General features: G+C 41.8%; 15 protein-coding genes and 1 rRNA gene. 5 read left to right on the top strand and 11 right to left on the bottom strand.

Translation table 11 applies throughout. The annotated features are described in order from the left end of the window. Nucleotides 1-12 precede the first annotated feature (12 nt). Nucleotides 13-123 (top strand): 5S ribosomal RNA (gene rrf, locus FLP08_RS14885). A 125-nt stretch (nucleotides 124-248) separates the two neighbouring features. On the opposite strand, the gene FLP08_RS14880 is transcribed toward rrf, so the two are convergent. The 5 genes from FLP08_RS14880 to FLP08_RS14860 form a co-directional block, all read right to left on the bottom strand. Continuing rightward, the gene (locus FLP08_RS14880) at nucleotides 249-791 is read right to left on the bottom strand and encodes a GNAT family N-acetyltransferase (RefSeq protein WP_156277890.1); all 543 of its coding nucleotides are present in this window, start codon (nucleotides 789-791) and stop codon (nucleotides 249-251) included. A gap of 116 nt (nucleotides 792-907) precedes the next feature. Then, nucleotides 908-1,291, bottom strand: a complete 384-nt coding sequence (locus FLP08_RS14875; protein WP_156277889.1) for a DUF779 domain-containing protein — start codon at nucleotides 1,289-1,291, stop codon at nucleotides 908-910. A 3-nt stretch (nucleotides 1,292-1,294) separates the two neighbouring features. Then, nucleotides 1,295-2,818 carry an acetaldehyde dehydrogenase ExaC gene (gene exaC / locus FLP08_RS14870; RefSeq protein WP_156277887.1) on the bottom strand — a complete coding sequence of 508 codons (1,524 nt, stop codon included), beginning with the start codon at nucleotides 2,816-2,818 and terminating at the stop codon, nucleotides 1,295-1,297. A 431-nt stretch (nucleotides 2,819-3,249) separates the two neighbouring features. Then, nucleotides 3,250-3,678 (bottom strand): DUF4268 domain-containing protein, encoded by a 429-nt coding sequence (locus tag FLP08_RS14865; RefSeq protein ID WP_156277885.1) that lies wholly within the window; start codon nucleotides 3,676-3,678, stop codon nucleotides 3,250-3,252. Continuing rightward, on the bottom strand, nucleotides 3,679-4,362 hold the full coding sequence (locus tag FLP08_RS14860; RefSeq protein WP_238388510.1) for a ZIP family metal transporter: 684 nt from the start codon (nucleotides 4,360-4,362) through the stop codon (nucleotides 3,679-3,681). Between the two features lie 114 nt (nucleotides 4,363-4,476). Here FLP08_RS14860 and FLP08_RS14855 point away from each other — a divergent pair, with 114 nt between their 5' ends. Then, complete coding sequence (locus tag FLP08_RS14855; RefSeq protein ID WP_156277883.1) at nucleotides 4,477-5,637, top strand: THUMP domain-containing class I SAM-dependent RNA methyltransferase; 1,161 nt, start codon at nucleotides 4,477-4,479, stop codon at nucleotides 5,635-5,637. On the opposite strand, the gene FLP08_RS14850 is transcribed toward FLP08_RS14855, so the two are convergent. The 3 genes from FLP08_RS14850 to rlmD are packed head-to-tail and all read right to left on the bottom strand — an operon-like array spanning nucleotide 5,634 to nucleotide 8,283. Further along, complete coding sequence (locus tag FLP08_RS14850; RefSeq protein ID WP_156277881.1) at nucleotides 5,634-6,335, bottom strand: DUF6048 family protein; 702 nt, start codon at nucleotides 6,333-6,335, stop codon at nucleotides 5,634-5,636. The two genes, FLP08_RS14855 and FLP08_RS14850, sit on opposite strands and share 4 nt — an antisense overlap. Then, complete coding sequence (locus FLP08_RS14845) at nucleotides 6,316-6,867, bottom strand: DUF6452 family protein (protein ID WP_156277879.1); 552 nt, start codon at nucleotides 6,865-6,867, stop codon at nucleotides 6,316-6,318. Before FLP08_RS14845 ends, FLP08_RS14850 begins: the two co-directional genes overlap by 20 nt. A gap of 6 nt (nucleotides 6,868-6,873) precedes the next feature. Continuing rightward, nucleotides 6,874-8,283: a 23S rRNA (uracil(1939)-C(5))-methyltransferase RlmD gene (gene rlmD, locus FLP08_RS14840; RefSeq protein WP_156277877.1), complete on the bottom strand. Its 1,410-nt coding sequence runs from the start codon at nucleotides 8,281-8,283 to the stop codon at nucleotides 6,874-6,876. Between the two features lie 175 nt (nucleotides 8,284-8,458). On the opposite strand from rlmD, the gene rocD reads away from it, so the two are divergent. After that, nucleotides 8,459-9,739 (top strand): ornithine--oxo-acid transaminase, encoded by a 1,281-nt coding sequence (rocD, locus tag FLP08_RS14835; protein ID WP_156277875.1) that lies wholly within the window; start codon nucleotides 8,459-8,461, stop codon nucleotides 9,737-9,739. A 65-nt stretch (nucleotides 9,740-9,804) separates the two neighbouring features. Here rocD and FLP08_RS14830 read toward each other — a convergent pair whose 3' ends face one another. The 3 genes from FLP08_RS14830 to FLP08_RS14820 are packed head-to-tail and all read right to left on the bottom strand — an operon-like array spanning nucleotide 9,805 to nucleotide 12,185. Next, the gene (locus FLP08_RS14830; RefSeq protein ID WP_156277873.1) at nucleotides 9,805-10,131 is read right to left on the bottom strand and encodes a CCC motif membrane protein; all 327 of its coding nucleotides are present in this window, start codon (nucleotides 10,129-10,131) and stop codon (nucleotides 9,805-9,807) included. Nucleotides 10,132-10,146: 15 nt separating this feature from the next. Then, nucleotides 10,147-10,440: a DUF2752 domain-containing protein gene (locus FLP08_RS14825; RefSeq protein WP_238388509.1), complete on the bottom strand. Its 294-nt coding sequence runs from the start codon at nucleotides 10,438-10,440 to the stop codon at nucleotides 10,147-10,149. Beyond that, a complete protein-coding gene (locus FLP08_RS14820) occupies nucleotides 10,437-12,185 on the bottom strand; it encodes a DUF8693 domain-containing protein (RefSeq protein WP_162431094.1) in 1,749 nt (582 codons plus the stop codon). Before FLP08_RS14820 ends, FLP08_RS14825 begins: the two co-directional genes overlap by 4 nt. Before the next feature lie 77 nt (nucleotides 12,186-12,262). Between FLP08_RS14820 and FLP08_RS14815 the strand changes: the two genes are divergently transcribed. Together FLP08_RS14815 and FLP08_RS14810 are read left to right on the top strand one after the other, a co-directional pair. After that, a complete protein-coding gene (locus tag FLP08_RS14815; RefSeq protein WP_156277871.1) occupies nucleotides 12,263-12,457 on the top strand; it encodes a hypothetical protein in 195 nt (64 codons plus the stop codon). A gap of 2 nt (nucleotides 12,458-12,459) precedes the next feature. Beyond that, nucleotides 12,460-13,008: a DUF8465 domain-containing protein gene (locus FLP08_RS14810; protein WP_156277870.1), complete on the top strand. Its 549-nt coding sequence runs from the start codon at nucleotides 12,460-12,462 to the stop codon at nucleotides 13,006-13,008. Nucleotides 13,009-13,015: the final 7 nt, after the last annotated feature.

Raw genomic sequence — 13,015 nt, 5'->3', positions numbered from 1 at the left:
TAACTAACCTTTTAAGGTGGCTATAGCAACGGGGCTCACCTCTTCCCATTCCGAACAGAGTAGTTAAGCCCGTTAGCGCAGATGGTACTGCTATCATTGTGGGAGAGTATGTCGCCGCCTTCTTCTTGAAAACCCCTTCAGTTCGCTGATGGGGTTTTTTTATGCGCTATAGCGAAATAATAACATAAGTATGCAACACAAAAAAGCAGCCCTGGTGGCTGCTTTTTGATTTTAATAGGTTTGAAAGATTAAGGGGTGGGATTAAGTAGAGCAAAGATATCCACGCTAATGAATTGCCCATTTTTAAATTCGGAATCCCTAAGGCAGCCTTCATGCTCAAATCCCAGCCTTTTTAAGGCTTTGGAAGAATTAATGTTGCCAGCCTCCACATAAGCTTCTATTCTGTGTAGTTCTAAATCCCTGAAAAAATACTGGATCACCTTTTGCCCGGCTTCCTGAACAATTCCTTTGCCCCAGAATTCAGGCAATAGCCAGAAACCAAGTTCAGCTTTCTTATGCTCTTCCATGAGGCCGTTATAACCGATTGCACCGCAAAACTCTTTTGAATCCTTTAACCAAATAGCCCACCACATCCCGGAATTGGACTTCTCGAGATTTGTATACCATTCCATCTGTTCCTTTGTTTCTTGAAAGCTGGAGTAACTAACTCCATAGTATTTTATCACTTCGGGATGGGACAGTCCTCTAAAAATAAGTTCTTGATCTTCGGATTTTATTTTTTCAAGACTAAGCCGCAGTGTTTCTAGAGTTGGAATTTCTGTTTGGTTCAATTGGAAAAGTTTTTTCCGAATATAATTTATTTCCTTTAATCTTATCGATTTTAATAAAAACAAGAAAGCCGTCTGGAATTATAACAGACGGCTTTGTTTATAAAACATGACCAATCTCAGTCCATGAACTCTTCTCCATGCTTCAATGGCTGAAGGTCTTTCAGTTCTTCTGGCTTGAACATTCTTGATTTAATAACGAACCTTAATCCCAGAGGGATTTCCAGGGAAAAACTGGAGCCACGACCTTTAGTGATATCTACCAAAAGATGGGTGTGTTTCCAGTATTCGAACTGGTCTTTGCTCATAAAGAATTCGCAACCATGGACCGTACCAAGCCAGACATCATTTTCGTTCAGTAAAAGATCACCTTTTTCAAGACACATTGGGGAGGATCCATCACAACATCCACCGCTCTGATGGAACATCAGATCTCCATGGCGCTCTCTTAATTGATCAATGACCTCTTTTGCCTCTTCGGTTATATCTACTCTTTTATACATATTCTAAAAGAATCCCATAGGCTTCTTGTCATAAGAAACCAGCATATTCTTGGTTTGGCGATAATGGCTCAACATCATCTTATGGTTTTCGCGGCCAATTCCAGATTTTTTATATCCACCAAATGGCGCATGTGCCGGATAATTATGATAATTGTTGACCCAAACACGGCCAGCCTTTATTGCCCTCGCTATCTGGTAAGCCTGGTGGGTATCCCTGGTCCAGACCCCAGCTCCAAGACCATATAAGGTATCATTGGCGATTTCAATTGCTTCTGCCTCATCTTTAAAAGTAGTCACACAAACCACCGGCCCAAAGATCTCTTCCTGAAATACCCTCATTTTGTTGTTTCCTTTCAGAATAGTTGGCTTGATATAGTATCCTCCTTCAAGACCTTCATTAAAGGCAGCTTCTCCTCCGGTTAGCACTTCACAACCTTCTTCTTTTCCTATGTTGATATAGTTCAGGATCTTTTCATACTGATCATTAGAGGCCTGTGCACCCATCATGGTATCTGGATCCAGGGGATGACCTAGTTTAATCGCTTCGGTCCTTTCTATCACGCGAGCAATAAATTTGTCGTATATACTTTCCTCGATCAGTAATCTGGAAGGACAGGTACATACTTCTCCCTGGTTAAGGGCGAACATCACGGCTCCCTCTATACATTTATCGAAATATTCATCATCGGCCTCCATAATACTTTCAAAGAACACATTGGGTGATTTCCCACCAAGTTCCAGGGTAACCGGAGTGATATTCTTGGAAGCATATTGCATGATGAGCTGCCCGGTGGTAGTTTCACCGGTAAAGGCAACCTTGCTGATCCTTGGGCTGGAGGCAAGAGGTTTCCCTGCTTCAGCTCCAAATCCATTAACAATATTGAGTACCCCGGCAGGAAGCACGTCTTCGATAAGCTCCATAAGTAATAGTATGCCTACAGGTGTTTGCTCGGCTGGTTTTAAAACCACGCAGTTCCCAGCGGCCAGGGCAGGGGCAAGTTTCCAGGTTGCCATAAGGATTGGGAAGTTCCAGGGAATGATCTGTCCCACAACTCCAAGGGGTTCGGTAACATTTATGCAGACGGTATTTGGATCCAGTTCGGCAACAGAACCTTCTTCAGCCCTGATCACCCCGGCGAAATACCTGAAATGGTCTACCGCCAGCGGGAGATCTGCGGCAAGGGTTTCCCTTACGGCCTTTCCATTATCCCAGGTTTCAGCCCTGGCAAGATCCTCGAGATTTTCTTCCATGATGTCTGCGATCTTAAGAAGAAGGTTGCTTCTATAGGCGGCCGAAGAATTATTCCATTCAGGAGCGGCTTTCCAGGCGGCATCGATCGCTTTGTTAATATCCTCTTCGGTAGATCTTGCTACCTTGGTGAAACTATTTCCATCTACCGGAGATATGTTATCGAAATATTCACCTTTCACCGGCGCCGTCCATTTTCCACCAATATAATTATCGTAGGAGTTCTTGAACTTTGGTTTCTGAATTTTTTGCTGCTCGGTTGCTTTTGTTGTACTCATAGTAATAAAAGTTTTAATTAGTAATAGATCTATGCCTTCGGGGTTATTCTAAGGAAAGGATTGAAAAAATCAGGTTGATTTAAGAAACCCGCAAAAGCCATATAATATACTAATAATTCGATGAAAATCAGTAGTTTAAATTGCGTAATTCGTAGTTAATTGTCTGAATTTTATCGATATAAGAATAAGCGCCTATCCAGCAGGGATATTTTGCTTTACTAACTTTTATGAAAGTCCAGAGAGATGGAAAGTCGATAGCCCGGGATCCTGTTCCTCAGGCTCAGGAAATATTATCCAGTTTATAAACGAACAGTAATCCGGTCCAAATTAATTGCTGGAAGTTCAGGGTTTAATTTAAACCTGTTAGGGCTAAAAAATGATTGTGCGTTAAAATAACTTCAAAAGAAATCTCTGAATAATTGAAGAGACAACTAATCTTTTATGAAATCCTGAAAATCCTTAAAGAATTCCTCTAGTTTCAACATATCTTCAGCAAGAAATGATTTAACACCAGGCCAGTCCTTTTTATTATGTACGCTAACCCCTGGCATTTCTATATAAACGCGAGAGATGATCTTGCCTTCAGGAAGTTCATAACTTTCATCAAAAATAGCTTCGGGTAAGTATTCTGCTTTTAACACATTTTGAAGAGATAGCATCTTTTCAAAATAATAGGCACGAATCAATTCATCTTCATCATCTATATCAAGGGACACCTGGGCCACTTTTCGGCTGAAGGTAAATTTCAACTGTATCTCCTTCATTTTTGTATTATAAAGCAGCCATTTATGTGGAAATTCCTTTCCGAAGCTGGTCCAGAATTCCTGTCTTAATTTCTTTGATTCTTCTTTGCTGAACATCTAGATAAAATAAGCGAGTAAGATCCCAAGAATGATAACCCCGAGCTTGGAGGCATTAAAGGAATGGTTTTTTGAAGATTCGAACAGGATGGTGGTAGAAACATGTAAAAAGATACCGATCACCATGGCGTTCACATAATCTGAATATTGCGAGATCACCGGGACACTATTTTTTAACCAGCTTCCCAGTGGTGTCATAAGAGCGAAAAAAGCCAGGAACGAAAATACCTTTATTTTACTCAATTTGCTGTGCACCAAAAATACAGATAAGATAGCCGCTACCGGAATCTTATGTACCACAACCCCATGTAATAAATGATTGTCCTTATCGAGGGGAAAACCTTCCAGGAGAGAATGCAGGCTAAGACTTATTAGAAGCAGCAGGGGGAAAGCGGTGGAATTTTCATTGAAATGCAGGTGCCCGTGTTCCACACCTTTCGAAAGGAACTCCAATACGATCTGTAATAAAAGGCCCAGCATGATGAATACGCCGATCCCCGAGTCTGGTTCCCGGTATACATCGGGAAGTAATTCCAGGACCGTAACCGCCAGTAAATAAGCCCCACTAAAGGCTAGTAATAACTTAAAGCCGGAAGAACTTCCTGGTTTAAGGAATAATGAGATCACATAGCCGATAAAAACAGCGATTATTGGAAGGAGGTAAATGTACAGGTCTGTTAACAAATTGATTATGGTTGGTGGTTGGGCGACTGTTCAGAACTATGCGCTGAACAATCCTGTAATAATTATAGTTTCGGACAAAATTAACTTATTTTTGTCGTTCTATAAAGAAGGATTATGGCTAATAACTTTAGAATGATCGCCAAGACCCTGTACGGTTTTGAATCGATCCTCGCGAAAGAATTACTGGATTTAGGTGCAATGGAGATCAAGGAAGGAAACCGTATGGTGAGCTTCGTTGGTGATAAAGGTTTTATGTACAAAGCTAACCTTTGCCTTAGAACGGCCATAAAGATCCTAAAACCTTATGAAAGTTTCCGCGCGAATTCTGAAGAGGAACTGTATGATAATATCAAAAAACTTCCCTGGGAGAAGTTCCTGGACGTAAAAGGAAGCCTGGCCATAGATTCTGCGGTACATTCAGATATATTCACGCATTCGCAATATGTAGCCTTAAAGGCCAAGGATGCGATCGTTGACCGCTTCAGGGAAAAATTTGGGGAGCGGCCAGATGTAGACCTGGATTTTCCCGATCTGCGCATCAATATCCATATAGAAAAAAACTTCTGTAATGTGTCTTTTGATAGTTCAGGCGATTCTTTACATAAACGAGGTTATCGTTCGGCTACCAATATAGCCCCGATCAACGAAGTACTTGCGGCCGGAATGCTTTTAATGTCTGGCTGGGACGGTCAATGCGATTTTCTTGATCCTATGTGCGGTAGTGGTACCATTCCAATTGAGGCTGCCATGATCGCCAGTAATATTCCGCCTAACCTGAACAGGAAGGAATTCGCTTTCGAAAAATGGAGCGACTGGGACGAAGACCTTTATGAGAAGATCGAAGAGTCTGCCCTGAAGAAGGTACGCGATTTCCATTTCAAGATCAAAGGCTACGATAAGGCGCCTTCTGCTGTGATGAAGGCCAAAGAAAATGTAAAGAATGCGAACCTTTCAGATTTTATAGAGATACAACAGAAAAGCTTCTTTGAAAGCGAGAAAGAAAATGAAGGTTATCTGCATATGCTTTTCAATCCGCCATATGGGGAAAGACTGGAGATAGATATCGAAGAATTTTACGGCAGGATAGGTGATACCCTAAAACAGAATTATCCCGGTACCCATGCCTGGTTCATTGCCACTAATTTCGATGCCATAAAAAGCGTAGGCTTAAGGGCTTCCCGAAAGATCAAGTTGTATAACGGGCCGCTGGAAGGCAGGTTGCTAAAATACGTTCTTTACGAAGGTTCTAAGAAAAAGAGCAAGCAAAAGGATTAATTCCTGGCCTTTTTATAGAAAGGGATAAGATAAGAAACCGTATACCCAAAGCCGGCGCCAAATTCGCCACTATCATAGGTCCTTCCGAAACCGGGGATGGCCAGGTTATCAAAATTCGACGGACTGTTTTGCCCGATCCTTCTTTTAAGCTGAACATTTGCTGAAAGGAACAAATTATTCAGCACCTCTACCTTGATACCTATCATCACTTCGGCCCAGCTGGCAGTAAGGCCTGTTGTTTCGGTATCATCTTCCCTGAAATCGGGGCCAAAATAATCTGAAGAAGTATAGATGCGGTATTCATCCAGGGTTTGAGAGAAGGTAGCAAAGCCATATCTAACTCCCACAAAAATGGCATTCTGCATTTCCAGCCAGTTCTCGTAGGCGTTGTAATCTCCACCCACCTTGATATAACTTCCGTTGGTAAAAGTTTCAATATTATCTCCTTCAAAGGTTCTCTTTTCTGTACCAAGTTCTGAAGCAATATAAAAGTTCTTGTAGATGCGATAGTCGCCCACCACCTCTATACCGCTGTAGGTATCATCAAGAAGGCTACGAACAGGTTTGCTTATATCCACGCCCAGCCTTATTCCGTATTTCTCGCGGTACTGCAGTGTATCCTGAGCAGTTGTTCGCTGAGCATGCACAGATATTCCCAGGGTAAGTATGAATAAGAGGCTAGAAAAATATCGATACATGCGCTTGATTTTGATCTTCAACATTGGTGGTCTCAACCTGGATATCCTGTATCCAGCTTCCATCTTCGCCAGCTTCATTGATCGCCTTCAGGCCTACGTAATTAACCTTGAAAGCACAGGCCCGGTTAATGTATTCCTCGTTCCTTCCGTAGCTGAAGGTGATGCTGTCTGTATTCTTAAGGGCGCTTGGCTCCTGGCTGGCCAGGTTATTATTCAGCGTAAAACCGAACTTGGTAACATCGGCATCGGTTTTTAATGGAATGGCTAGGCTGTCGCCGGTGAATCTTTCGAAAACTATCGTTTGATCACGGTTGTTCTCATTTCTAATGGAAACATATTCTTCAAAGCCTTCAGCCCTGATGCCGAGGTTTTGGGGAGACTTTGGCTCATCTGTTTCATCAATATCATAAAAGCGAATGATGAGCAGGGGAGTGGTATCTTCTGTTGCGGGACAAATATCGTCTCGCTGGCAGCCTGTAAGGGCTAGAACGCAAACGAAAAGAAGAAAAAGAGAATATGTATTAAATTTCATATATACCTATCGTTTTTCCAGGCAAACAACGTTTTCCACGTGATGGGTTTGCGGGAACATATCCACAGCCTGAACTTTGGTAACTTTATAGTATTCATCCAGCAGGGCCAGGTCACGTGCCTGTGTAGCCGAATTACAACTTACATAAACTATGCGTTGTGGCAATATACCAATAATTTGGGCCACCACATCCTTATGCATCCCATCCCTTGGCGGATCGGTAATGATCACATCTGGCTGGCCATGCATGGCGATAAAACTTTCAGTGAAAACCTTACGCATATCCCCAACATAGAACTCGGTATTTTCTACATTATTTCTTTCGGCGTTTTCTTTAGCATCCTTGATCGCTTCAGGAACAGCTTCCACGCCAATAACCTTTTTGGCATTTTTAGCCACGAACTGGGCGATAGTTCCTGTACCGGTATAAAGGTCATAAACCAGTTCGTCACCTTTTAGATCTGCATATTCCCTGGCTATTTTATAAAGGTTGTATGCCTGGTCTGAATTCGTCTGGTAAAATGACTTGGCGTTGATCTTGAATTTCAGGCCTTCCATCTCTTCAAAGATATGGTCACGCCCTTTGTAGCAGATCACCTCCTGATCGTAAATAGTATCGTTGGCCTTATTGTTCACCACGTATTGCAAGGAGGTGATCTCAGGAAATTTCTCGGCTACGGCATCAAGAAGAAGTTCTCTTTTCTCCTTGTTGTCCTCGAAGAACTGTACCAGGATCATGATCTCGCCTGTAGAAGTGGTCCTGATCATAAGTGTTCTAAGAAGACCTTCCTGATTGCGGGTATTGAAGAATTCCAGACCATTTTCTGTAGCAAAATCCTTAACGAAATTCCTAATGGCATTGCTGGGATCTGCCTGTAAATGACATTTTTTAATATCAAGGATCTTGTCCCACATCCCGGGAATATGAAAACCAAGGGCATTCCTGTTTTCGATGTTTTCCCCGCTTTGTATCTCATCCTGGGTTAGCCAGCGGCTGTCGCTAAAGGAGAATTCCATTTTATTGCGATAAAAATAGATCTCTTCGCTGCCAAGGATTGGAGTGATCTCGGGAAGTTCAATTTTTCCAAGCCGGCGGAGGTTATTTTCAACTTCCTTTTGCTTGAATTCCAATTGATATTTATAGTCCATATTCTGCCATTTGCAACCTCCACAGGTTCCAAAATGCTGGCAAACAGGTTCTGTTCTTTTGTCTGATAATTTATGAAATTCTACCGCGGTTCCCTGGTAGTATGATTTTCTTTTCCTGGTAGTCTGTACATCGGCTACATCGCCCGGTACCGCGTTGTCTATAAAGATCACCCGGCCATCTGGAGATTTGGCAACGGCCTTACCTTTGGCCCCGGCATCTGTAACTTCAATTTCCTTAAAAAGCTTGCTCTTATTTCTTCTCGCCATGTCGCAAAAATAGGATAATTAACAAGATTTAAAGAGAGGCCGGTTGAAATTTTCAACAAACATTTAGTAATTTGCAGGAATTCAAATTCAGGGGATGATTTCTCTCCCCTTTCGTCACTTTTTAACCGAAAAAAGAAGGAATTACTTAAACAATAATTCAAAAACGAAAACTAACATGCCATTACCTAAAATCAACTCTTCAGAAGAGGCAATCAAACTAGAAGACCAACATGGGGCCCATAATTACCATCCCTTACCTGCTGTTCTAAGCAGGGGAGAAGGTGTCCATGTCTGGGATGTAGAAGGGAAGAAATATTACGATTTTCTTTCGGCTTATTCTGCGGTTAACCAGGGGCATTGTCATCCTAAAATTGTAGGTGCGATGCATGAACAGGCATCAAAACTGGCACTAACTTCCCGTGCATTCCATAATGATGTCCTGGGAGCTTATGAAAAATATGCGACCGAGTATTTTGGTTTCGATAAGTTGTTACCAATGAATACCGGAGCAGAGGCAGTAGAAACTGCGATCAAGATAGCTCGTAAATGGGCTTATGAAAGAAAGGGAGTTAAGGAGACCGAGGCAGAGATCGTGGTTTGTGCCAATAACTTCCACGGTAGAACAACAACGGTGATCTCTTTCTCCAACGATGAAGACGCCAGAAGAAATTTTGGCCCATATACACCAGGGTTCACTAAGATTCCTTATAACGATCTGGATGCACTGGACGCCGCCCTTGAAAAAAATCCGAATGTTGCAGGATTTTTAGTGGAGCCTATCCAGGGAGAAGCGGGAGTATTTACTCCGGCAGATGATTATATGATGAGAGCCAAGGAGATTTGTAACAAACACAATGTATTGTTCATGGCCGATGAGATCCAGACAGGGATCGCCAGAACTGGTGGTCTTCTAGCAGTTTGTGGTCACTGTACCTGTGAAGGTCACTGTGAAAGACAGGAAACTTATAGCAAACCCGATATCCTGATCCTGGGGAAAGCGCTTTCCGGAGGAAATTATCCAGTTTCTGCGGTACTGGCAGATAACGAAGTGATGGATGTGATCCAGCCAGGACAACATGGTTCTACCTTTGGAGGAAACCCGGTTGCAGCTGCTGTTGCGGTTGCCGCCCTGGATGTGGTGAAAGACGAGCATCTAATCCAGAATGCCCGTAGACTTGGTAAGCTTTTCAGAAGGTTGATGGATGATTATATCAGGGACTCCAATATTGTAAGCCTGGTAAGAGGGCGTGGATTGCTAAACGCTATCGTTATTAACGATTCCGAAGAAAGTTCTACAGCTTGGGATATTTGTATGGCTCTTAAAGAAAACGGCCTGCTGGCCAAGCCAACTCACGGTAATATCATCAGGTTCGCTCCACCATTGGTGATGAACGAGGAACAACTTAGGGATTGTGTAGACATTATTACCAGCACCCTAAAGCAGTTCGAAAAATAATTAAGATTGAAATAAGAAAAAAATCCCGCTATAGGCGGGATTTTTTATTTTGAAAGGGTTTAGAATTAACCTCCGTACTCCCTCATGATCTGTTCCTGCATTTCCATCATGCCTTCGAATCCACCGTACATAATGAAGAAGATGATATTGGTAATTATGCTAATTCCGCTTAGCACCAAGCCTATAATTGCCAGGATACGACCGGTCTTTACATTTTGATAACCGGTATAAAGCTCGGGATCGGCATTATATATCTCCACCGCTCTTTTGGCCATTACCAGGGCTATGATCCCAAAAACAATACCGGCAACCCCATAGCAACAACAGCCTAAGATCGATAAAATTCCAAAAACAAGAATGAGGGTTGAATTAGGTAATTCTCTTTTTTCCATAAAATTGGTTGTTAGTTAGTTTAAAATGAAAAACATCTTGATGATATATGCACCGGCTATAACCACTGCATTAATGATGATGAGCACTATTTTGAGCTTATAATCGTTTTTAAATTTATAAAAAAGATTGAATACCAGGAATAACAGCAGCAATGCCAGGCTATAAATAGCGGGATACATAAAGAAAGCGTCCTTGAAATGACCCTGGAAAAGCAGAACAGCTGCTCGCTGGGCTCCACAGCCTGTACAGTCAAGCCCGAAAAGACTTTTGTTAAGACAGGGGAGCATGTATTCTTCTGGATTACTCAATTCTTTACGCCAATTTTCTTGGTCAGTTCTTTATGGTCGCTGGTATTTACCTTGACAATATAAACCGCATTACTTAAATTCCCGGTAGGGAAATTAAATTCTTTCTCTGGCATCTTAAAATTTTTATCCAAAAATTGCTTTCCGTTAAGGTCATAAAGCCTGATTCTGCTAAGATTTGCATCGTAAAGCATTTTGACTTCCAGCTGCTGCCCGCCATTATTCTGAAAAATATCAATTGTGTTTAGGAGGATGTTTTCTGGCTTTTCAATTCTGGTGGAATCTGGACTATCGGGATTTGTGGTCTCCTGAATTTTTTCAATGAAACTTAAATAGAACCAGTCCTGATACTCTCCTTTATCAAGGCTAAGCTTTAAATAACCAGTCTTTATACTATAGTAAAGTTCCTTCCTGGCGTCGTAAATAAAGATACGCTCAGGGTTAAAATTATTGAGATCAGAAATATAGAATTTCAACTCTGCCTTATCTGCCAGGGAGATCTTCAATGGAATTAATTCCTGGTCTTTCCTTGGACGAACGTTGATTACGTAGGCTGTATTAGCGATAGACCAGCTGATATCTTTAGGGTAGCTGTCCATTTTCCTAGCATCCATGGCGTGATCTTCCTCAGGAGTCGATTCGGTTTTAAAAACAAGAGCCAGTTTTTGTAGATAGGTCTCATTGATCTCAATATCCAAATTCAAAGATTCCATGGCCGAAGCCTGGGTTTTGAAGACCGGCAAATTAGTCCTGTTCCAGGGATAGCTTCGCTGGGAATTTTGAAATTTAAGTAAACCATTTTTATTGCCTATAAGCATAAATCCCTGGGCAACCGGTATGAGCTTGCGGTCATAATATTTTCCGGTTTGCCCTGTATCTGTGCCGTCAGAATATTTTTTGAAGGCCGGGGGAATATAAATTCCTGTTCCCGGAGAATAAGTGCCATATCCTCCTTCATAATCTGCGAGATAATGAGAATTTCCGTTTTCTTTAGAATCCCAGAAATAAGCGATTCCGGTAGTTGATGTGTTTTCGATCAGGAATTTATCAAGGTCCAGGCTACTGGGATAGGGGTTTCCAACCAGAAGGATCTGATCCTTTTTTATGGGTAGTTCTATTAGCCCATCATTAGGTAAGCCGCGAAAGTCATAGATCTGGGCATTTCCCGGGTTAATGCTTTCACTTTCTATTGTATTTAAGTTGCTTCCATTCACACCTTTCATAGTAAAACCTTCACCTGGCAGGAGGTCGAAAATATCACCGGCATATAACCAGTTGGAATAATTCGTCCCGCTGAAGGTATAGATCCAACGGTTGGAGATACTAAGAGGGCTGGAAGAGCCTTCCAGACTGCCTATAAGGTTCGCAGTTCTGCTCTCTGTCTGGTTGATAGGGTCAAAGATAAGGTCGTTCAACCGGGAATTTTTAGTGCTTATATTAACTGGTACTCCCCAGTAATTATAATCATAAGCATTCGAAGTTCCTTTTTGAAAAACCGATATAAGGCCGGTTCCTCTGTTGCCATTGCTACCAGTACGGCCCTGTATTAGTTCAGAATTCTTACGCAGGTAAATGCTGGCTTCGGTCTCCTTTTTATTATTCTTTACCAGTTCGATTTGTTCTTTGACATAAACCAGCCGGTCCTTTGCATAGATATAAGTATCAGACTCTGTTGAAGGAGAGAGATATAACTGGGCGTACAGGCCTGTAGTGCCAAAAATCAGCAAAAAAAGGAGTGGAAGCTTCATGAAAGCCATAAATTTGCATAAATGTAAACATTAAATCTATTCAGATCACTTCTGAAAAAGAATTTAACTATCTGAAAATGAATAATTCACAGGTTTTGAATACTACTCTTATCCTGGTTGGAGGAGTTTTGCTTATCTATAGTATTTCGGCAGATGATGTTAGCCCATATTTCAAAATTATTGGTTTGGTCATAATAATGTTGGGTTTATACCGGGCTACCAATTACTGGGTAGCCACCAAAGATGATCATAAGGACGAAAATGAGAAATGACTATGGAGCTTAAAGCAGGAGACAGGGTAGAATTGTTAGATGACGATCTAAGCGGAATTGTTCAGAAGGTTGAAGATTCTGAGGTCCATATTAAAACAGAGGATGGTTTCGTGATGAGCTTTCCGGAAGACCACCTGGTCAAAATAAAGGATGATATCAACGATATTGATGTCGAGGAATTCGACTTTGAGAAAGTTCTTGAAGAAAAGAAACCTGCCAAAAAACCAAAGTCTATCCCTAAAAGATCTAAAGATAAGGCAGCGCCACCTATGGAGGTAGACCTTCATATAAACCAGCTCGTAAAGTCTTCCCGGGGGATGTCTAATCACGAAATGCTAAATTTGCAGTTAGACACAGCCAGGCACAAACTGGAATTTGCCATTAGGAAGCGCATCCAGAAAGTCGTATTCATCCACGGTGTTGGTGAAGGGGTGCTTAAAATGGAATTAGAATATCTTCTTGGAAGATACTCGAATGTAAAATTTTACGATGCCGACTACCAGAAATACGGGCTGGGTGCGACCGAAGTATATATTATGCAGAATCCCTAGTTACCAG

The sequence above is a fragment of the Christiangramia aestuarii genome, from assembly GCF_009735585.1.
Lineage (GTDB): Bacteria > Bacteroidota > Bacteroidia > Flavobacteriales > Flavobacteriaceae > Christiangramia > Christiangramia aestuarii.
Note: the sequence above shows the minus strand (reverse complement) of the source record. Positions and strands in the feature narration are given on the sequence as shown.

Bases quoted from the DNA above. Each gene is read 5' to 3' on its own strand.
- FLP08_RS14875 (WP_156277889.1), bottom strand. From the start codon at position 1,291: ATGTATAAAAGAGTAGATATAACCGAAGAGGCAAAAGAGGTCATTGAT.
- exaC (WP_156277887.1), bottom strand. From the start codon at position 2,818: ATGAGTACAACAAAAGCAACCGAGCAGCAAAAAATTCAGAAACCAAAG.
- FLP08_RS14865 (WP_156277885.1), bottom strand. From the start codon at position 3,678: ATGTTCAGCAAAGAAGAATCAAAGAAATTAAGACAGGAATTCTGGACC.
- FLP08_RS14855 (WP_156277883.1), top strand. From the start codon at position 4,477: ATGGCTAATAACTTTAGAATGATCGCCAAGACCCTGTACGGTTTTGAA.
- FLP08_RS14850 (WP_156277881.1), bottom strand. From the start codon at position 6,335: ATGTATCGATATTTTTCTAGCCTCTTATTCATACTTACCCTGGGAATA.
- FLP08_RS14845 (WP_156277879.1), bottom strand. From the start codon at position 6,867: ATGAAATTTAATACATATTCTCTTTTTCTTCTTTTCGTTTGCGTTCTA.
- rlmD (WP_156277877.1), bottom strand. From the start codon at position 8,283: ATGGCGAGAAGAAATAAGAGCAAGCTTTTTAAGGAAATTGAAGTTACA.
- rocD (WP_156277875.1), top strand. From the start codon at position 8,459: ATGCCATTACCTAAAATCAACTCTTCAGAAGAGGCAATCAAACTAGAA.
- FLP08_RS14830 (WP_156277873.1), bottom strand. From the start codon at position 10,131: ATGGAAAAAAGAGAATTACCTAATTCAACCCTCATTCTTGTTTTTGGA.
- FLP08_RS14820 (WP_162431094.1), bottom strand. From the start codon at position 12,185: ATGAAGCTTCCACTCCTTTTTTTGCTGATTTTTGGCACTACAGGCCTG.
- FLP08_RS14815 (WP_156277871.1), top strand. From the start codon at position 12,263: ATGAATAATTCACAGGTTTTGAATACTACTCTTATCCTGGTTGGAGGA.
- FLP08_RS14810 (WP_156277870.1), top strand. From the start codon at position 12,460: ATGGAGCTTAAAGCAGGAGACAGGGTAGAATTGTTAGATGACGATCTA.